Origin of the sequence: Bacteroides intestinalis DSM 17393 (assembly GCF_000172175.1) — a bacterium.
Taxonomy (GTDB): Bacteria; Bacteroidota; Bacteroidia; order Bacteroidales; family Bacteroidaceae; genus Bacteroides; species Bacteroides intestinalis.
The window spans coordinates 1,762,809-1,782,810 of the sequence record NZ_ABJL02000008.1 but is presented as its reverse complement, the minus strand read 5'-3'; the positions used below and the strand labels follow the sequence as shown (position 1 = coordinate 1,782,810).

At 42.3% G+C, this 20,002-nt stretch carries 13 protein-coding genes and 2 pseudogenes; 7 read left to right on the top strand and 8 right to left on the bottom strand.

The features are described from left to right. The first annotated feature begins 80 nt into the window (after positions 1-80). The 5 genes from BACINT_RS16565 to ccsA are packed head-to-tail and all read left to right on the top strand — an operon-like array spanning position 81 to position 6,738. Positions 81-1,514 carry a di-heme oxidoredictase family protein gene (locus BACINT_RS16565; protein WP_007665110.1) on the top strand — a complete coding sequence of 478 codons (1,434 nt, stop codon included), beginning with the start codon at positions 81-83 and terminating at the stop codon, positions 1,512-1,514. A 45-nt stretch (positions 1,515-1,559) separates the two neighbouring features. Beyond that, complete coding sequence (locus tag BACINT_RS16560; RefSeq protein WP_007665109.1) at positions 1,560-2,771, top strand: porin; 1,212 nt, start codon at positions 1,560-1,562, stop codon at positions 2,769-2,771. An 18-nt stretch (positions 2,772-2,789) separates the two neighbouring features. Then, a complete protein-coding gene (locus BACINT_RS16555) occupies positions 2,790-3,524 on the top strand; it encodes a hypothetical protein (protein WP_007665108.1) in 735 nt (244 codons plus the stop codon). Positions 3,525-3,536: 12 nt separating this feature from the next. After that, a complete protein-coding gene (locus tag BACINT_RS16550) occupies positions 3,537-4,691 on the top strand; it encodes a Rid family hydrolase (protein WP_007665107.1) in 1,155 nt (384 codons plus the stop codon). Continuing rightward, positions 4,678-6,738 (top strand): cytochrome c biogenesis protein CcsA, encoded by a 2,061-nt coding sequence (gene ccsA / locus BACINT_RS16545; RefSeq protein WP_007665106.1) that lies wholly within the window; start codon positions 4,678-4,680, stop codon positions 6,736-6,738. The genes BACINT_RS16550 and ccsA overlap by 14 nt, the downstream gene beginning before the upstream one ends. 94 nt (positions 6,739-6,832) lie before the next feature. Here the strand turns inward: ccsA and BACINT_RS24040 are convergent. The 5 genes and pseudogenes from BACINT_RS24040 to BACINT_RS16525 all read right to left on the bottom strand — a co-directional run. Then, a pseudogene (locus BACINT_RS24040) lies at positions 6,833-6,919 on the bottom strand (DUF2023 family protein); the annotation flags it as partial. Between the two features lie 60 nt (positions 6,920-6,979). Beyond that, complete coding sequence (gene fldA / locus BACINT_RS16540; protein WP_007665105.1) at positions 6,980-7,486, bottom strand: flavodoxin; 507 nt, start codon at positions 7,484-7,486, stop codon at positions 6,980-6,982. A gap of 122 nt (positions 7,487-7,608) precedes the next feature. Continuing rightward, complete coding sequence (locus tag BACINT_RS16535) at positions 7,609-8,271, bottom strand: SanA/YdcF family protein (RefSeq protein WP_007665104.1); 663 nt, start codon at positions 8,269-8,271, stop codon at positions 7,609-7,611. 1 nt (position 8,272) lies between these two features. Then, the gene (locus tag BACINT_RS16530) at positions 8,273-9,487 is read right to left on the bottom strand and encodes an MFS transporter (protein ID WP_007665103.1); all 1,215 of its coding nucleotides are present in this window, start codon (positions 9,485-9,487) and stop codon (positions 8,273-8,275) included. Between the two features lie 51 nt (positions 9,488-9,538). Next, positions 9,539-11,959 (bottom strand): sensor histidine kinase, encoded by a 2,421-nt coding sequence (locus BACINT_RS16525; protein ID WP_007665102.1) that lies wholly within the window; start codon positions 11,957-11,959, stop codon positions 9,539-9,541. Between the two features lie 297 nt (positions 11,960-12,256). On the opposite strand from BACINT_RS16525, the gene BACINT_RS16520 reads away from it, so the two are divergent. Both BACINT_RS16520 and BACINT_RS16515 read left to right on the top strand, forming a co-directional pair. Further along, positions 12,257-13,129 (top strand): pyridoxamine kinase, encoded by an 873-nt coding sequence (locus tag BACINT_RS16520; protein ID WP_007665099.1) that lies wholly within the window; start codon positions 12,257-12,259, stop codon positions 13,127-13,129. 191 nt (positions 13,130-13,320) lie between these two features. Continuing rightward, positions 13,321-13,581: pseudogene (locus BACINT_RS16515) on the top strand (helix-turn-helix domain-containing protein); the annotation flags it as partial. 233 nt (positions 13,582-13,814) lie between these two features. On the opposite strand, the gene BACINT_RS16510 reads toward BACINT_RS16515, so the two are convergent. The 3 genes from BACINT_RS16510 to BACINT_RS16500 all read right to left on the bottom strand — a co-directional run bounded on the left by BACINT_RS16510 (position 13,815) and on the right by BACINT_RS16500 (position 19,997). Further along, a complete protein-coding gene (locus tag BACINT_RS16510) occupies positions 13,815-14,396 on the bottom strand; it encodes a hypothetical protein (RefSeq protein ID WP_007665095.1) in 582 nt (193 codons plus the stop codon). Positions 14,397-14,493: 97 nt separating this feature from the next. Further along, the gene (locus BACINT_RS16505) at positions 14,494-17,433 is read right to left on the bottom strand and encodes a hybrid sensor histidine kinase/response regulator (protein ID WP_007665093.1); all 2,940 of its coding nucleotides are present in this window, start codon (positions 17,431-17,433) and stop codon (positions 14,494-14,496) included. A 764-nt stretch (positions 17,434-18,197) separates the two neighbouring features. Then, positions 18,198-19,997, bottom strand: coding sequence for a hypothetical protein (locus BACINT_RS16500; protein ID WP_007665091.1), 1,800 nt, complete (start codon positions 19,995-19,997; stop codon positions 18,198-18,200). Positions 19,998-20,002: the final 5 nt, after the last annotated feature.

Below are 20,002 nucleotides of genomic sequence, written 5' to 3'. Positions count from 1 at the left end.
AATATTCTGTTGTTTCCGCAACATCTGCGTTAAAAAGATAAATGTTAGTTACGTATTTTGCAATAATAATTCAATAACGAATGAATGGTTTATTAAAATACTCATTTCCAATCTGTTTTTCGCTTCTGGCATTGTTTGCTTGCGAAAATGATGGAATTGATGTGGATAATATAGAAGTACCTGCCGGCTTTGCCCTCTCTGCCGGTACTGCTACCAACTTCCTGACTTCTTCTTATGCTTATGACAGGTCTGCTGACTGGATAACAGGGGCATACGATAAACGTTTCACCCGTGGTGACAAATTGTATGATGATATCCGCACCAGTAGTAATGGAATAGGTGGAGGACTGGGACCGGTTTATGCCGGTTATTCTTGTGGTAGCTGTCACCGAAATGCCGGACGTACGCAACCTACTTTGTGGAGCGAAGGTGGTTCCGGTAGCTCCGGCTTTTCGTCTATGTTGGTTTATATTAGTCGTAAGAATGGAGCTTTCTTTCAGGATTATGGACGTGTGCTTCATGATCAGGCTATTTATGGTGTGAAGCCCGAGGGAAAACTGAAAGTGGAATATACCTATGAGACTTTCCAGTTCCCTGATGGTGAGACGTATGAACTCTGCAAACCCAATTATTCTATTTATGAATGGTATGCGGACAGCATCAAACCCGAAGACCTGTTCTGTACGGTGCGTATTCCTCTGCGCCACGTAGGTATGGGACAAATGATGGCGCTCGATCCCACTGAAATTGAAGCTTTGGCTGCTAAAAGCAATTATCCGGAATATGGTATCAGTGGCCGTTGCAACTATATCTCTGAGAGAGGAGTGAGAAGTTTAGGCTTGTCCGGTAATAAAGCACAGCATGCCGACCTGACAGTGGAACTTGGTTTCTCCAGCGATATGGGAGTTACGAACAGCCGCTATCCCGAAGAAATCTGTGAAGGACAGGCACAAGTAAATCAAGGCAGTATGATGGGACTTTCTTATGCCCAGTTGGATGTATCTACGGAAGAAATGGAGAATGTAGATCTCTACATGCAGAGCCTTAGTGTTCCGGCACGTCGCAATGTGAATAATGAACAAGTGATCAAGGGTGAGCAGAATTTTTATAAGGCGAAGTGCCATCTCTGCCATGTAACCACCTTGCACACAAAACCACGTGGCTCTGTACTATTGAACGGAACCCGCCTTCCCTGGCTGGGTAGTCAGACAATTCATCCATATTCGGACTTCCTGCTTCATGACATGGGCTCTGAAATTATGGGCGTAGGACTGAATGATAACTATGTAAGCGGTTTGGCCCGCGGTAACGAATGGCGTACGACTCCGCTTTGGGGTATCGGATTGCAGGAAACTGTGAATGGCCATACTTACTTCCTGCACGATGGACGCGCCCGCAACTATGTTGAGGCTATCATGTGGCACGGTGGTGAAGGTGAAGCATCGAAGAATCTCTTCAAAAAGATGAGTAAAGAAGATCGTGATGCTTTGGTCGCATTCCTGAAATCATTATAAGACAAATAACGAACAATAAAACCAATAAGTATTATACAGGCAATTATGAAGAAATTAATTTTAATGGTTGTAATGGCTGCCCTTTCGTTGGCTGCTATGGCACAGCATGAAGAAGATACAGAAAACGGTGTAGTGTCACTTGCCGGAAGAGAGGGATTTACGATAGAAACCAAGAAGGGAGACTTTGTATTCAAGCCCTATCTGTTGGTACAGACTTGTGCAAATTTCAATTGGTATGATGATGAAGGCCTGGATAAGGCATACAATCAGGATAATGTAGCTAATTCCGGTTTCTCAATTCCCTATGCTGTATTGGGCTTCACTGGTAAAGCTTTTGGTAAAGTAGCCTTTAATCTTTCTATCAATGCGGCTGCCAGTGGGGGAGCATTGCTTCAACAAGCATGGTTCGATGTACAACTTAAAAAACAGTTTGCCGTGCGTGTCGGTAAATTCAAAACACCTTTCTCACATGCTTATCTGACGACGTTGGGCGAAACATTGTTGCCGCAGTTGCCAGTATCATTGACTTCCGCCGTCATTCTGCCTTATTCCTTGAATGCGGTAACGCCTAACATCGGTACCGGTTTTGACCTCGGTGTTGAAATTCACGGATTGTTAGCTGATAAATTTGGCTATGAAGTAGGTTTATTCAATGGTACCGGTTCTTCTGTAAATACAGCTACAAAAACTCTGAGTGATGATTGGCATATCCCTTCTTTACTGTATGCGGGGCGCTTTACTTATATGCCTAAAGGTGTGATGCCGTCCACTCAAGGTAATCCTAACCGTTTGAATGAAGATAAGATCATGTTCGGTGTATCGGCTTCAATCAATGTGGAAAGTGAGAATGAAAGTACCAATGATACCCGTGTGGGAGTGGAATTTGCCATGTTAAAGAATAAACTGTATCTGGGCGCCGAAGCATACTATATGAATGTGGGCTTCACCGATCGTCAGAAAATAAATGAGACATACAATTACCTGGGTGGTTATGTACAGGGCGGTTACTTTGTCGCTCCCCGTTTGCAGGCTGCCTTGCGTTATGACTTCTTTAACCGTAATGGTACCGGTGATGACGGATTTCTGAATATGCCGGCTGTGGGTGTGAATTATTTCTTTAAGGGTTGTAACCTAAAACTTCAGGCTATGTACCAGTATATTGCCCGTACGGGTCACGATACACAGCTCGACCGAGATAATGATAATTTAGGTCTGGCCACTCATTCTGCAACAGTAATGCTGCAATATACTTTCTAAAAAACAAAGAGAGTAGTTATGAAGAAATGTATATTATTCTTTGCTGCTATCTGGATGACACTCTGCTTCTGTTCATGTGATGATGGAAGAATCTATGAGAAGGAGATAGAGGTGCAGCGTGGCGGCCGCGTCCTAAAGTTGACAGGTCGTTTCAGTGGTATCAGCAATTGGACGGATGATTATAGTGTCGTTGTGGCAGGCTTCAATGATAAAAGTGAATACGCCGTTATAACGAAATCACTGCCAGTCAATGTAACCGACGGAACAGATATCGTTATGACACTGGGAGGTATCAGTGATGATGTGAAATCACTCAAATTGTGTGTGATCAGTCGTTTGCGCGAATGCATTGTCGAATTTAAGACGATGGAAGATGAAGAACTCGCAGCTATTACAGATACTATATTAATGGATGTGGGAACACTGGACGTGGGTATGTTCAGTTCCATCCAGTCACAGGTTTTCGATAAAAGATGTGTAGCGTGCCATGGGCAGACCGGTTCTGCATCGGGTAATTTATTTCTGACGGAGGGTAAGAGCTATCATGCGTTGGTCAACCAGCCGGCGCATAAGAATAGTGATATACTATTGGTGAAGCCCGGCAGTGCAGAAGAGAGTTTTCTACATTTGGTCTTGAACAGGGCTGGTGATACGAGTATGAACCATACCGATATGCTGTCAGAAGATGAGCAACCCTTATTGAAACTGATAGATAATTGGATAAACGAAGGTGTTTTTTTGAATAACGAGTAAACGATATTGGTAATGAACAACAAAAAACAACAAACCAACCAATCAGAGAATACATTAACCGAGATTTTTAAATATGAAGTAAAAGAAGGCGTTTCAGAGTTTCATGTAATGATTCACTCTACCCGGCCGGAAGATACTTATGAGGAACAGTTAAATGCGGTAGCCAATGCCTACAACGATTTGCTTGCAGGTGAATTGAAAGGTGCCATGGCTGTGTTTAAACGTTATTTCCTGAGTGATACCGCCAATCAGGCTGACCTCCTGCTGGCTATCACTACCGAAAGTTCCGACTGTGCTCTTTCCGTGGTAGAGCAGCCCCCTTTGGATGGGACGAAAATAGCTTTGTGGGCTTATTTACAGACCAATGTGCAGACACAAGTGCTGCACAACGGACTGTTTGAAGTAAAACACAATGCGTACCGCCATCTGTGGGGAGGCAGTGTTTTCAATCGTGCTGCAAATTCTGAATACCAGACCCGTTTGTTACTGAATGACTACGTGATGCAGCTTATGGAACAAGGATGTAAATTGGCGGATAACTGTATCCGTACCTGGTTCTTCGTACAGAATGTAGATGTGAATTATGCCGGTGTGGTAAAGGCACGTAATGAGGTGTTTGTTACTCAGAATCTGACGGAAAAGACACACTATATTGCCAGTACGGGTATCGGCGGACGTCATGCTGATCCTAAAGTATTGGTGCAAATGGATACCTATGCTGTGGTAGGCTTAAAGCCGGAACAGATACATTTTCTTTATGCTCCTACGCATCTGAATCCTACTTATGAGTATGGTGTCAGCTTTGAACGCGGAACGTATGTCGATTACGGTGACCGGCGTCAAGTGTTTATTTCGGGTACGGCAAGTATCAACAATAAAGGGGAAGTGGTATACCCCGGCGACATTCGCAGGCAGACGGAACGGATGTGGGAAAATGTAGAGGCCTTGCTGAAAGAGGCTGGGTGTACATTTGATGATTTGGGCCATATGATTGTTTATCTGCGTGATATTGCAGACTATGCAGTTGTGAAGAGTATGTATGACAAGCGTTTCCCGGATACTCCTAAAGTATTTGTACATGCGCCTGTATGCCGTCCCGGATGGTTGATCGAAATGGAATGTATGGGAGTTAAGGCTTTGAAGAATAAGGAATATGCACCTTTTTAATTTGAAGAAAAGTCTCGTCTTCTTATATATCTGTCTGGTGGCTTTGCTCGCTGTGGCGACCTTTGTGGAGCATGTACGCGGAACAGAGTTTGTAGAAAAGTATGTTTATCATACAGTTTGGTTTTGTTGTTTGTGGGGAGTACTTGCCGCATTGGCAGTTGTCGTGTTGATTGAGCGGCAGTTGTGGCGGCATCTCCCGGCATTGTTGTTGCATGGCTCCTTCCTCGTTATCTTGGTGGGAGCCATGATTACATTTTCATGCAGCAAAAAAGGATATATGCATCTCACTGTAGGCACTGAGGTGGGAACTTTCATAGACCAAGACAGTAAGCGGGTGATCGAATTACCGTTCACCCTATGTTTAGACAGTTTTCGGGTGGAGTATTATCCGGGGACGGAAGCTCCGGCAGATTATGTCAGCTATATCCGTGGTGCGGAACCTGTTTCCATGAATCGTATCCTCTCTCGTCAGGGGTATCGTTTTTACCAGTCTTCTTTTGATGATGATAAGGAGGGGAGCTGGTTGTCGGTGAATTATGATCCGTGGGGAATAGGAATTACGTATGCAGGATATATTTTGCTGGGTATTTCCATGTTGTGGATGCTTGTCAGTCATAGTGGGGAATTCCGTAGATTGCTCAGGCATCCGTTGCTTCGAAAAGGGGGAATGTTTGTGTGGTTGCTCATGGCTACGGGAATGGTGGTGCAAGCAGAAAACAGAAGTCTTCCGGCACTTGCACTCAGACAGGCGGATAGTCTGGCTTCCAAACAAGTGATTTATCATGATCGCGTAGTACCTTTTAATACACTTGCACGGGACTTTGTATTGAAACTGACCGGGAAACCTTCTTATGGTGGCATGACACCCGAACAGGTTGTCGGAGGTTGGTTACTCCGTCCGGAGGTTTGGCAGAATGAACCGATGATTTATATAAAGAGTGCGGAACTTCGTCATTTACTCCGATTACCTTCTTCCTATGCCCGTCTTACTGATTTGTTTGATGGACAAAACTATCGCTTGCAGGAGTTTTGGAAGGTCGGACAAAAGCCACACATGAAAATGACTTCGTTGGAAAAGGCTATTATGGAAACGGATGAAAAGGTAGGATTGATACTGATGCTACGGAGTGGAATGCTTATCCGTACTTTACCGGAAGATGGGAGTATAAAACCACTGTCTGACGTAAAGGTACAGGCTGAAATATTGTACAATCGCATTCCATTCAGCAAACTGTTGTTCATGTTCAATCTAACTGTAGGGATGCTGGCATTTTTTTATTTACTTTATTGCAGCATGCATCGTTCGGCAGGTAAGGCATGGAGAGTTTTTACAGTTGCACTTTATGCAGCATTTCTTTTTCAACTTTTTGGTTACTGTTTGCGGTGGTATATTGGCGGGCGTATTCCGCTGAGCAATGGATATGAAACCATGCAGTTTATGGCACTGTGTACACTTCTGCTTGCGTGCATATTCCGGCATCGCTTCTCTTTTACTTTACCTTTTGGGTTGATTATTTCGGGTTTTGCCTTGTTGGTAGCTTATCTTGGGCAGAACAATCCTCAGATCACTCCTCTGATGCCTGTGTTGCTGTCTCCTTGGTTAAGTATCCATGTTTCTCTGATTATGGTATCTTATGCATTGTTTGCCTTTATGATGCTAAATGGATTACTGGCATTCTGCATAGGAGGCTGGCGAAAAAAGGTAATCGATTCGGAGATTCAGGAACAGTGTAAGGTTCGTGTAGAGCAATTGATGCTTTTCAGTCGGTTGATGCTCTATCCGGCAGTATTTTGTCTGGGGGCGGGAATTTTTATTGGTGCTGTGTGGGCAAATGTTTCATGGGGGCGCTATTGGGCCTGGGACCCGAAAGAAGTCTGGGCTTTAATCACCTTTTTAATCTATGATGCGGCATTCCATGGGCAATCTCTTGCCGTCTTCCGGCAACCCCGGTTTTTCCATGCTTATATGGTGTTGGCTTTCCTTACGGTGCTGATGACTTACTTCGGAGTAAATTATCTACTGGGCGGTATGCATAGCTATGCCTGATTATCTTTCTATTTTCGGATGATATAATAAAAATGCCTACGGAATCCGCAGGCATTTTTTACAAAAACAACTAACTAAACACATGCAAAATTAATCAAGCGCATCGGACTTTTCTTTCACAGTACCGTTCGCATTGCGCACATATATCATAATCTAACATTGCCCCGAGTATAAAATCTTCTCTTTCAATTCTACCGGGTTAATGTCAGATATTGTCATAAGGCTATGGAATAAGAGAAAATTATGCCAAGTGATTTTTTATGTCGTTCACCCAAGCGTCGATACGTTCTTCCGTCTTATCACTTTCGTTGATGTCATCAAGAGCAAGTCCGACAAACATACCGTCGATAACAGCAATAGAGGAGGAGAAAGAATAATCTTCTGCAGATACTTTACCGATGATGGTGCAGCCGGAATCCTTGATGTCTTCGTATATGATACCCATGCCATCGCAGAATGTATCGCAATAAGATTCGGAATCACCACAACCGAACAGAGCAATTGTTTTTTCTTTCAAGTCTGATTCCTTCAACACTTTAACGCCATTATACCAGTCATCCTGCAGTTCACCGTCACCCCAGGTAGAAGTTCCTAAGAGAAGAGCTTCATATTCCTTTACTATGTCGGCATTCATTTTGCTGACATCGATTACATCGGATGCGGGGACACCTAGTTTAGAAGCAATTGTTTCGGCAATGCCTTGTGTAGTTCCGGTTGAGGAACCATAAAATATTCCTATTTTCTTCATGCTATAAAATGGTTTAATTTGTACGGTTGCAAAGTAACGGCATCAGAGGGGGTTATGAAATACCCACAAATAATGAAATGTTTCTTTGTGCCTAGCCACTTATAGGTATGATGGGTGGGAAGTTACTGAATGATTACCGGTTCTCCCAGAAACTTCGGATTTTTGCCGGTCCACAAGTCCAGAAAGAGCTTAACTCTGGCAAACTTCTCCCGGAGTTGTGTTTTGAAACCACTGTAGGCATTCACGTCTTCGGCATTGTATCCTACGACCTGTAATCCTTTGGCATGCGCAATGTAAATGGCACGCTGGTTATGAAATTTCTGCGATATGATTGTGAAGCTTTTCTGTCCGAAAATCTTTTCCATGCGAACTACGGAATCCAAAGTGCGGAATCCTGCATAATCCAGATAAATCTTATCTTCAGGAATACCGCGTAACATCAGCTCCGACTTCATATCTTCCGGTTCATTATAACCTTTTCGACTATTGTCACCACTGATTACAACCACTTCTATTTTACCGGCTTTATATAAGTCTACCGTTGCCTGTATTCTATTCTGGAAGTATTGGTTGGGAAGTCCGGAACGTAATAGTTTTGAGGTTCCAAGCAGAAGACCTGCTTTATTCTGGGGAATAGAATCGATATTCTGATATATAAACGCTTTTGCTGTATGGCGTACTGCGTAATTAGCGCAAACTATTACTGCAAAGATGAGGATTGTGCCGGTCAGGATAGACCATTTGATCCGTCTTGCCCATTTGGATGATTTTATAAGTTTCTTCATACTAATCAGGTATTTGCTTACGGTTTTTCTTCAGATCAGGCAAAAACCAGGTAACCAATCCGAGTAACGGCATATAAGCGCAGACATTATAAACAGCTTCGATGCCGAACTTATCCGCCATATTTCCCAATACAGCCGAAGCAATACCTGCCACTCCGAAAGCAAATCCGAAAAATAATCCGGAAATCAGTCCCAGTTTACTGGGTAATAGCTCCTGCGCATATAACAGGATGGCGGGGAAAGCAGATGAAAGAACCAGGCCGACACAGAAACTCATAATAATTGTGGCAAGCAAGCCAACATGAGGCATCAGCATACTGAAAGGTGCGGCACCGAGGATGGAACCCCAGATGACATACTTTCTTCCGATACGATCTCCGATAGGACCACCCATTAGTGTACCGATGGCTGTAGCCACAAGAAACACAAAGAGGTAAAGTTGGGAGTCCTGTACACTTACTCCGAATTTATCAATCAGATAGAAAGTGTAATAGCTGCTTAAGCTTGCCATATAAATATATTTGGAGAAGATAAGTATCAGCAGGATAGAAATGGAAAGAACCGTTTTTTCCATAGGCAAAGGCATCTGCATATGAGGTTGTAGGGCAATATGGTCACGTTTCATCCGGGTAATGTATCTTTTGTACCATTTGCCGACAGGTATCATTACCATGATTGCTATCACTGATAAAATTGCGAATAATGCGATGTTGTGTCTGCCATAAGGCGCTACAATTAAAGCTACCAGTAACGGACCCAATGATCCTCCCAGGTTGCCACCCACCTGAAACAGGGATTGTGCCAGGCCTCTTCTGCCTCCGGAGGCGAGCGAAGTGATGCGCGATGCTTCCGGGTGAAGTACGGAAGAACCTATATCTATGATGAACACTGAGAACAATACCCAATAAAGATTTGTGGAAAAGGCCAGATTCAACAATCCGGTCATAGTGAACAACATCCCCATCGGTAGTGTCCAGGCAAACGGGCGCTTATCAAAAAATAATCCGAATACGGGTTGGAACACCGATGCGGACATCTGATAAACCAGCGTAATCAATCCGATTTGTGCAAAACTCAACGTTAAGTCCTCTTTGAAAAGCGGATATGTGGCGGTTATGACGGATTGCAATAAGTCGTTCAGACAATGAGAAATACTTAATGCGATCAATATCGGATAAGCTATCGAACTTACCGGTCGTTGTGTATTCTGTTGCATGATGGTTGCGTCTCTAATATAAATCGGGCGCAAAGGTACAAAATAAAATGATTAATACGGATGAGTAAACCAAAAGCATGAACCTTCTCCTTCAGTTGATTCCACTCCGATTTTTCCTCCCATCTGAGATACTAAACTTTTGCAGATGGAAAGTCCAAGACCGGTGCCCTGTACAAAAGTATTGAGTTTCACAAACCGTTCGAATATGCTATCAATTTTCTCTTTGGGAATCCCGACACCTGTATCACGTACATAGAATTTTATTTCGTGGGGTGCCGTCTGTTCATATCCCAAAGCTATAGTGCCTTGCTTCGTAAACTTCAATGCATTGTTTATGAAATTGGTTATGACTTGCATGAATCGGTTTTTGTCTGTATAAATATGACAATCGGGCATATACTTCTCAAAGACCAGGTCTACAGTTTCCGGTACTTTCATCTCCAGCGACTTGATGATTTTCATGCAGCTTTCGTTTACATCCAGATCGGAGCGTACGAAATCGAATGTTCCGGACTCTATCTTCGAAAGATCGAGAATATCAGAAACCAGTTGCAGAAGCAATTCATTGTTTGTTTCTACTATTTTGATATATTCCTGGCGTTCTTCCCTGTCGTCTGTTTCTGCCAGCAGACTGGAAAAACCAACGATAGAGTTGAGCGGAGTACGTATTTCATGACTCATATTAGCAAGGAAAGCAGATTTCAAACGATCCAGTTCTTCGGCTTTGTCACGGGCAATGATCAGCTTCTGTTCTGTCTCTTTCAAGGGAGTGATATCATAGTTGATACACAGCATTTCAATAACTCCATCCTGAGGACGATAATCCCTAACCATTACGTTTATACTGGTCCACGAATATTTTCCGTTACCTCTGTTAACGCGTACTTCTTTACTTAAACTTGTGGCTTTCCCTTCTTTAACCTGATCTACAAATAGTTTCAGGACAGCGCAATCTTCCGGGTGCACATGTGAATATACTCCGATAACCTGGGGCATGGGAGTGTTTTCTTTTTCACCTAAATTCCGATACCATGTATCCTGGGCATACCCGTCTCTCGTCATTACATTAAAATGGGCAAAACCTACTTTGGCATAGTCACCTATTAAGAGGAACAGATGTTCAAACTCTTGTATTTTGGTGTATGCACTGGTGGTTTCTGTTGTATCTATATTGATAAACAGGTAATTGCTGAATTGATTTTGTGAATCGTAAAGCAGAGCCACCTTGGTTTGAAGATTGATAATATCTTTTCTTCGACTTGTGACGTATCGGTCGATCTTTGAGAAATCATAATTGATCGAGAAGTCCACATTTTCTCTGGCACGCAATTTTTCTTTCACGTCTTCGGGGATATTGGGATTCTCAAACAGTGATACCCCCAGTGCTTCCTTCATATCCGCCAAGCCGAATATTTCAAGTTCTTTATCATTCATATCTACCAGATACCCGTCTTTGTCGTAAAGCTCGATACCTACTGGCAGATTCTTATAAATATTGCGAAGAATTTTTTCACTGTGATCCAATGCGCGGCGATCCTCTTTAGCCTGAAGTTCCGCTTTACGTAATTGGAGGCAAATGCTGATGATGTTTCCTAAAGACGAAAACCATTGATGGTCGATGTTACTCCAGCTGCGGTGCGTTCTGACCATATCGATGCCCATATACCCCCATACCTTATCTTTCGATAGGAGAGGAACCACCATTACTGATTTAATATCTTGCACCTCCAAGGTATCACGGTAAACTTTTGCCTCAGGTGGCATATCGTCCAATGTATTCAGAATGATTGATTTCTTTTCTGAGATTTGGCGATCCCACCAGAGAGAATCATCCCAAGGTACATTCTGTAAGAAATCCAGTTCCTGGGATATTCCTTCGGCTGTTGCTTCATAAAGGCAACTTTGCACTTTATGTTCTCTGTTTATCTCAAATATATAGGTGCGGTCTCCTTTGGTCTGTTTGAGGAGATCTGCCAATATTTTATTGATAATCTGTGTAATATCATCCGATTGTAGAAAAGCGAGCAATGAATAGGAAATACTGTTTTGTTGATAAAGTAAACTATTTACCTGAAGGAAATCAATGTTCTCATTCATCTCTCCAGTACGGTTATCTATGCATTGCAGATATCCTATCATATTTCTATAACCTTCTTCATCCGGTTGTTTGAAACTTATTTTAGAATATACCCATATATCTCCATCTTTTGCCTGGATGGGGAACATTTGCTCATAGGTTTCTATGTTTGTGAGCGAAAAGTATTCATTTCTGAGCCGTTCCCGATGGTCTTCCCGTATTCTTCCGTGGAAATCTTCGAAACTGATCCGGTTGCTTTCAAGTCCGAGTAAGTCAATGATAAAGTCTGAACAAATATATTGGCGATTTTTCAGGTCCGATTCCCACCAACCCATTTTAGCCATTTGCGCAATCTGGCGATATTTCTCACAGTCAATATTTGGCTTCTCTTTCATATATCTTTTTGCTCCTGTTTTCTATTCCTCATTAAAATCTCAGTGGGCAAATATAGAGATAACTTTTATATTTTGAGTAATTTGTTGTCAAAAGAATGCTTATTGCTGCTTGAACCGGTAAGTTATGCCATTTATTTTTCTCTATATAGTGAATGAGGAATACTTTCATTAGTTTAACCCCTAAACCTTGATAGAATCAAACAATTTCTCTTTAAGCTTGTTCTTTACTCCTCGTAAAGTTATCTTTGCGGGGAATTTTTATGTCATGGAAGTGGCGGAATATGTAATAAAAGCACTATGTATACAAATAAAGTAAAGAAAATAGCAGCGGTTCATGACCTTTCAGGTATGGGACGCGTATCCCTTACAGTGGTAATTCCTATTTTGTCTTCGATGGGCTTTCAGGTTTGTCCTTTACCTACGGCTGTACTTTCCAGTCATACACAATATCCGGAGTTTTCCATTCTCGACTTGACGGATGAAATGCCCAGGATCATTGCTGAATGGAAAAAGCTGGATATACAGTTTGATGCTTTTTATACAGGTTATTTAGGCTCTCCCCGACAAATACAGATCGTTTCGGATTTTATAGATGATTTTCGCCAGCCGGACGGCTTGGTAGTGGTTGACCCGGTATTGGGAGATAACGGGCGGCTATATACTAATTTTGATGAATCGATGATCCGGGAGATGCGTCATCTGGCAGCAAAAGCCGATGTGATAACCCCGAATCTGACCGAACTTTTTTATTTGATGGATAAACCTTATAAAGCTGCTAATACGGATGAAGAACTGAAATCCTATCTTCGGCTTTTGTCCGATGCCGGACCTCAGGTAGTTATTATTACAAGCGTTCCTGTCCATGGAGAAAGCCATAAGACTTCGGTATATGCCTACAATCGGGTAGGAGATCGTTATTGGAAAATAACCTGTCCCTATCTGCCCGCCCACTATCCGGGAACGGGGGATACCTTTACGAGCGTCATCACCGGAGCCTTATTGCAAGGTGACAGCCTTCCTATTGCCCTGGACCGTGCCACGCAATTTATCCTTCAGGGTATCCGTGCTACTTTTGGCTATGAGTACGATAACCGGGAGGGAATTCTGCTTGAAAAGGTACTGCACAATCTGGATATGCCTATCCAGAGCGCCAGTTATGAGTTAATTTAAAATGGATAAGGGGCTGAATCTGGTTTCGGAGCAAGCCCTTATGTAGTTATGTTATTTGTTTGGAAGTGAATCATTTTAATGAGATGGGGACTTCTGTCGGTTCTTTTGCATGAAAAACGATCTTTAGACTATGAATATTCTTGTTTTTTTGTTAATTTTTCATATTAATATCATGTTCTGGTGCTTCTACGACTGCATTGGGAGATGAAAAGAACATGTTGGAAGGGTTGAAAATCGGCGCGGATGACTATAGGGCAAAATCTTTCAGTATCAATCTTCTGAGGGCGAGTATCAACTGGCTGATTGCCGCCCGGATATTGAAAGAAAGCGAGCATTCCATTACGGAAATTGCGGATATGACCGGGTTTTGCGATGCGAAATGTTTCAGGGAAGTATTCCGGAAACATTTCGGGGTCAGTCTGAGTGAATATAGAGGAAAAGGAATGGCGTAAAAAGAAAACTTCGATTAAGGTAAGAAAACGAATGCGAATGTGGCAAAACTGAATAAAAAAATAGGGTGTGAGTCTAAATTAAGATTAGAACACAAATTATACGAATTACACAAATATTTTTTTATGCTTCTGGTAATCAGAACTTATCTGATTTGTTATTTGCGTAATTCGTGTAATTTGCATTCTTTTATTCAGTTTTGACACTCTTTCTTAAGTAAGATTCTTTCAATCGGTCAAAAGGTGAGGAGCAGACCCTTTTTTTGGCTGAGGGCGTCTTCATAGAGGCTGCAAAGGTCGTCGTAGGCTTCCATCCATTCCTCCGGTTCAGCTTCATATAGCAGGTCTTCGGGTTCAGCACTTTCCGCTTCATCCCTGTTTTCCTTCAACCTTTCCAAAATCTCCGCCACCTCGTCGCCGTCTATAATGCCCAAGCCTTCCATGCCGGGGTCTACGATGACACTGTTGATTTCAACCTGGTAGCCTAGGACAGGAACCTCACCATATTCAAACACATCGAGACTTTTGATTACCTCGTTCACTGCATCCCACATTTCGCCCAGACCGCGATTGTCTTCCACATCGTAGCAGGTGGTAAGGAGAATGTCGAAATAGGTCTGAAGTGTAAGTTCGCCGAACTCCTCTTCCCAATCTTCACCCAACTCATCGCCCATGTAAGGTGATTGCAACTCGTCAAGATGTTCGCAAATATACCGGTGTGCCACCTCGGCATTCTTAATGCTGTCTTTCATGACAGGCTCTATCTCGGCGTGAAATTTCTCGGTGTCAAACACAAACGCCTTATGTTCCATACTCATAATTCTTCTTTCGTTATGTTAAAATGTTTTAGTGCTTTTCTTGTAGACTCTTCTGGCAATCCTTGCGTGTAATGTTTTTTATAACCTCGCTATGTGTTTATTCTGCTGCAATGTTTTGTTTAATTGTACTATGGAGTTTCTCTTTCAGGATATGCGCGTCGACCGGTTTGGGCACATAACCGTTAAATCCGTTCTCCATCACCTTTTCTTTGTCAGAGGAGAAGGAATATGCCGTAACGGCAATGATGGGTATTGTTTTTGAGAATTTTCGTATCTCCCTTGCCGCTTCGTATCCGTCCATTTTAGGCATATTGATATCCATGATGATGACGTGCGGCTGGAATTTCCGATATAACTCTATAGCTTCTTCACCATTCCAGGCATGCACCAGGTTGTAATCTTTGTTAAGAATGGAATTGAATAGCAAGTAGTTGCTCTCATTGTCTTCTGCCACTAGGATGATAGGCTTTTGCCTGGCTGCTTTGGGGGCAAGGCTGACAGGTTGCTGTTTCTTCTGTTCTACAACTGCTCCCGGCTGATACGGCACTGTGAACCAGAATGTGCTTCCTTTGCCTTTACCCTCGGATTCTACTCCGATCCTGCCTTTCATCTTTTCGATAATGTTTTTGCAGATGGAAAGGCCCAGTCCCGTTCCCTGAGTGAAAGTGTCCACTTTGGTGAAACGTTCGAATATTTTGTTCTGATCCTCTTGTGAGATGCCCATGCCGGTGTCCTTTACGTAAAAATATAGTTCTTTTCCACGTATTTCATAACCGAATGTGATGCTACCTGTTTGAGTAAATTTAGTTGCATTGACCAACAGGTTGATAAGTACCTGTGAGAGCCGGTTCTTTTCGGTTTGCACATGGCACTGGGCAGCTCCAGGAATGAATTCCAGAACAACGTTCGGTTTCAGCCTGCGGCGTACGGTACTTTCCACGTCTTTTGCCAGTCCGTTCAGGTCAACGTCTCGGTAATTGAACTCAAGCGTATTTGCCTCTATTTTCGACAAGTCCAGAATGTCGCTGACGAGTTGCAAGAGCAGCTGGTTATTGTTCTCTATGATACTGATGAATTCTTCCCGTTCCTGTTCATCCTCAGTGGCAGTCAGCAAGCTGGAGAAACCTACGATAGCATTCAATGGTGTGCGTATTTCGTGGCTCATGTTAGCCAGAAATGCAGACTTTAGCCGTTCGGATTCCAAAGCTTTTTCCCTGGCTGCTATCAGTGCCTTTTCTTGTCTCTTACGTTCTGTTATTAGTAGCAGTGAGCCTACCAGTGATATTGGACTGCCCTGCTCATCGTATTGATCTACTATTGCATTCGTTTCAAGCCAGTCTATAAATTTTCGTCCTTCCACTTCGGTAATGATGCGGAACTCTTCTTTGGCATGTTGTAATTTTCCGGATATAAGGTTTTTGTGTACCTGCTGCATACGTTCCAGATCTTCCGGGTGCATTTTCCGGAAATATTCGGAGGCTTTTATAATATGCGCCTGAGGAGTGGAACCTTCTTCTTTGGTAAAATTCATGTGGGCCAATATCTGTTCGGATTCGCAGGTAATCATATCGTTTTTCAGGTCCCAGCGCCAAGGAATGATTCGAGCTACACTCAAGGTCATTTCCAGTTTCTTGTTGATTTCCCGCAACGCATTTTCCGCTTCATTGCGTGCTGTAATATCAACTCCAAAAATATCGATAGTATACTTTTCGGATGACCGGCAGATAATGAATTCATAAAAAGAGTGGGTCTGCTTGAAAAAGTGTGTGAAGGTAATCGCCTGTTTTTCTCTGAATATCATTTTTATAAATCGGGGAAGACATTCAATCTGTGAAAGCGAATTCTTATTCGTATCATTATCCTCATTTGCCGTAAACAAACTGTTGAACAAACTGTTTCCGGCTTGGTATTTTATATTTGTTACCTCTCCTTTTTCATTAAGATCCACTATTGCCTGGGTATATGATATCGGCATGTTGCATACAAGTGTGTTGTGAGCACTGAACAGGGCTATTTTCTTTTGCTGGAACCAGTATATGATAAGTGCGATGACCACAAGTGAAAGTAATAGAATCGTTCCGCTAATGATCCACCATTTATATTTTTGCCAGAATGTGAGTGGTTTATTCAGGAATATTGTATTTGACGGACAAAGCTCTGCATCAAGTTCATCCAATTCCAGTTGTGCATAATTGACAAGCGGGTATGACTTTTTACTATATACGAATGGAATGTCACGCATCTCTTTCCCTTGGAGCATTTGTCCGATAATGTTGGTTAATGATTGCTCTAGTTCTGCTTGGTCATAGAAGTGTCCGCCGATGAATCCTGCCTTATTGATATACGCACCTCTCAGGGCAAATACCGGTTGAGGTGAAGATGCTACCAGCTGGAAGTCGCCGCTGATAAGTGTAGGCGATCCAAACAAGTTTTTACGTTCATAAAACCAAGTAGAAAATAAGATACTTGTAGTCGGATCATCTGCCAATAAGTATTCTTGTAGTCGTCTGCTGTTTTCTTCTTTGCCCACCAGGCGTTCGTATTCAATATTCGGATATTCTGATGTGATGTATGAGTGTATAAGCTGGTCCAACCGCTGGTTCTGATAAAGTTCGTCTGCCGCAAATACGAGCTTCTTCATTGGGGGTAACATCCGTACCATCATGTCAATGGTTTCTTTATACATATCCGGGGCTTCAATAAACGTGAAGTTATATTGTTCTCTGATGTCATTCAGAGGTGCGACTGTATTGTCCTCCATATTTTTAGAGCGTCCCGTGAAATAATATTCCCGGGGGGCATAAGTATCTTCATTGGCAATCAAAACCATTGGAATATCCCCCCATTCTTTCTGAATACGATCTCTCAAAGTAAAAGCTATACTCCCTATGAGCACTAGATAATCCGGCTTATTTCTTTCATAACGTTGGAAGATTCCTTCTTCCATTTGGTTGTACAATGAATCATTACGGATAAATGTTCCGTTTATATGCACTAAGTCGGCGTTGACATCCTCTATTGAAGAAGTTTGAAGCATAATAGGGGTTATCAGTGTTTGACTCCATGGGGCCCCTTCATTGTATGAGTTAATAATAAGTAGTCGATGCTGTTTGGGAACTACAGTTGCATGGGCAAGGGATGAACTTAAATATACTAAAACACAACAGAGGCTGATTATATGTTTCCAAGATAAAAAAAGTCTCATAACCAATTTTTTAAGTATTCTTTTATATTGAATTAATATTAGATATTGATGCAAAAATACAAAAGTGAGATTTCTTATAATTGCTTTTTTATATCATATTAACCAAAATTGGTAATTTACATTTCTGCTATTGGTGTGAATTATAGTTTCATCATACATTATTATGCTAAACCATTCTGAGTTTCTGATGTGCAAACTTTGTTTTATAGTAGATAAGGCTGTTTCAACTGAAGTGCATCCCCAAGGGTGTCTTTTTATAGGTATTTACTGGATGATTTTTCTGTGTATATAATCTGCGATCTGCTGTTTAATCATATGATTAGAGGTAACAAATTAGTAACCCTTTTGCTATTTCTTAATGTGGAGGATTTAATTTTTGATATTCAACAAAGCATTTTTGTAGTAGAAAGAAAGCCTGTATCTTGTAGATACTGATGTCGTTATTGACGTGTTAAGTGAGTCACTATCCAATGAAAAAGGAGAGGTTCAGAAGTAATAGGTCTTTATTTATATCATAGTAAAAGGGAGGGACAGAAATTTATTTATTCATAATCTGTTTCCTCCCTTTTTGCTTTTATTTACTATTTATATCTTTTTTACATCGGTAAATTGGCAATTATGTCTTTTGAACATATTGGTAATTTACCCTCTTGCCCCATGTTTACGAATACTGTGGCGCAGAGTACTGTCCATTGGTCGCCATAAGTCATGGTACTGCTATGGTTGTAACCTAAACAATGCCCGTATTCGTGGAACATAGCTTGTCGGGGATAGTTATGAGGATTGGATCCCAGTGGTGTTGCATCAAAATAGACTCCGGTATAACAGTAGTCCGCTAATCCGTAAGTGTTGCCGCCTCCCAGACCGCCGACGCCTGATACGCAACCCAATACGAGTCCTCCATGACTGCGGATTCTCTGGCGTAATGCATTCAGATTGATGGCATTTCCTCCGTTATCCTTCAGTTTGCCTTCATATTTGTTCATTTCTGTGTTAAACTCTTCGGAAGAGAACATGAAAGCCATATTGATAGCCAATGCTACCCCGTGACGACATAATAATGGATTCATGTGCCGCCAGTAAGCGTGTCCGTTGTCGGCTGAATAAGCAGAGAAACGTATGAACCACCGACTGTCTATCTGTTCTATCTTCTTCATATACGGATCTTCCGTTCGGATAATAAGTGTGACATCGTCACCGGAAAGTTCTGGTTGTGCAGGTATCACTATCTTTCTGCCGCTGCTGGTGGTGAATGTGCGGTCAGAACCTACAACTGGCAATGGGAAAGCGGCTTCCATGAAAGGATGGATCACATCGAAATGTGCCAATTCAAGGAACTCAGTACTGATATTATTGAATCGACATAAAATCGTCACATCATGGATAGTAACCGGTGAGAAGAATTTAACCAGTAATTGATGTTCATCCGAGATAGATACTTGTAACGGTGCGTTTGCATAAAAGGAACGGTGCTTGCTGTCATAGAAGATATCTCGTGGCTCGTTGGCTAAAAACATAGTGTCAGTCTGGAAGCGGGAGAAATCTTCTTCACGGATATAAAGCAATCCGTCCAGGCTTTCCGGATGCCGGTAATCAATGCTGATGTGGGATATACGGCCTGCCTCGATTTTGCAATTGCTGAAGCGGTATTTGTGTACAAACGATGTGCCGTCACTTCGGTCTGACTCGATCGTTACAACTCCAGAAAGTGCCTCTTTACTGGGCAATGAGTAAAATGAATAGCTCTCCGCGATGTCATAAGATTCAATACCTTCCGTACCGGAGTATTCGCCATTTGCACTGAGACTGGTATATACAGTATCATCAAATGTGATGTCAATTTTGCGGATAAAACGCCACATATAATCGGACGAGACATTCAAGTCTATATCAACTCTACCTACACATCGCTCCAATGTCACCGTCTGCGATTCCGCAGCTTGTTCCTTGCCGATGTGTAACTCTATTTTTTTATAAAAGTAGACATCGTCGAGAGGGGCTTTTGCCGACTTATTCAGCAGCCAGACGTCTGACAATCGCTTAGGTTCGTTGATCGTCGCATTTGATTCCGCGCTCGTGGTAGCTAGGAATACAACCGTATAGTCACCATATTCCAATCCTTCAATGGTCAGTTTGGAGAAGTCTGCTTCCAGCTTTTGATACAGCGGTTTGAGTATTTCTCCCCGGTCATTGGCAATGGCATACCACATGCGGGCAATCTGTTCCGGTTCACCGTTGCGTGTCCGTATGGCAGAAGTGTCATCTTCGTGCAATCCAAGAAGAAATGTTACCTGGCCGGAGGCAGGCGGTATGAGACCGTATTCCTGCTCAAGTTCGTTTGAGCAGCTTGCCAGCAACAATGCCAGAAATAATAGTATTATTTTTGTAATCTTCATAGAAT

What these genes read in the sequence shown, in the direction of transcription:
- BACINT_RS16565 (WP_007665110.1), top strand. Translation starts at nt 81, where the DNA reads ATGAATGGTTTATTAAAATACTCATTTCCAATCTGTTTTTCGCTTCTG.
- BACINT_RS16560 (WP_007665109.1), top strand. Translation starts at nt 1,560, where the DNA reads ATGAAGAAATTAATTTTAATGGTTGTAATGGCTGCCCTTTCGTTGGCT.
- BACINT_RS16555 (WP_007665108.1), top strand. Translation starts at nt 2,790, where the DNA reads ATGAAGAAATGTATATTATTCTTTGCTGCTATCTGGATGACACTCTGC.
- BACINT_RS16550 (WP_007665107.1), top strand. Translation starts at nt 3,537, where the DNA reads ATGAACAACAAAAAACAACAAACCAACCAATCAGAGAATACATTAACC.
- ccsA (WP_007665106.1), top strand. Translation starts at nt 4,678, where the DNA reads ATGCACCTTTTTAATTTGAAGAAAAGTCTCGTCTTCTTATATATCTGT.
- fldA (WP_007665105.1), bottom strand. Translation starts at nt 7,486, where the DNA reads ATGAAGAAAATAGGAATATTTTATGGTTCCTCAACCGGAACTACACAA.
- BACINT_RS16535 (WP_007665104.1), bottom strand. Translation starts at nt 8,271, where the DNA reads ATGAAGAAACTTATAAAATCATCCAAATGGGCAAGACGGATCAAATGG.
- BACINT_RS16530 (WP_007665103.1), bottom strand. Translation starts at nt 9,487, where the DNA reads ATGCAACAGAATACACAACGACCGGTAAGTTCGATAGCTTATCCGATA.
- BACINT_RS16525 (WP_007665102.1), bottom strand. Translation starts at nt 11,959, where the DNA reads ATGAAAGAGAAGCCAAATATTGACTGTGAGAAATATCGCCAGATTGCG.
- BACINT_RS16520 (WP_007665099.1), top strand. Translation starts at nt 12,257, where the DNA reads ATGTATACAAATAAAGTAAAGAAAATAGCAGCGGTTCATGACCTTTCA.
- BACINT_RS16510 (WP_007665095.1), bottom strand. Translation starts at nt 14,396, where the DNA reads ATGAGTATGGAACATAAGGCGTTTGTGTTTGACACCGAGAAATTTCAC.
- BACINT_RS16505 (WP_007665093.1), bottom strand. Translation starts at nt 17,433, where the DNA reads ATGCTTCAAACTTCTTCAATAGAGGATGTCAACGCCGACTTAGTGCAT.
- BACINT_RS16500 (WP_007665091.1), bottom strand. Translation starts at nt 19,997, where the DNA reads ATGAAGATTACAAAAATAATACTATTATTTCTGGCATTGTTGCTGGCA.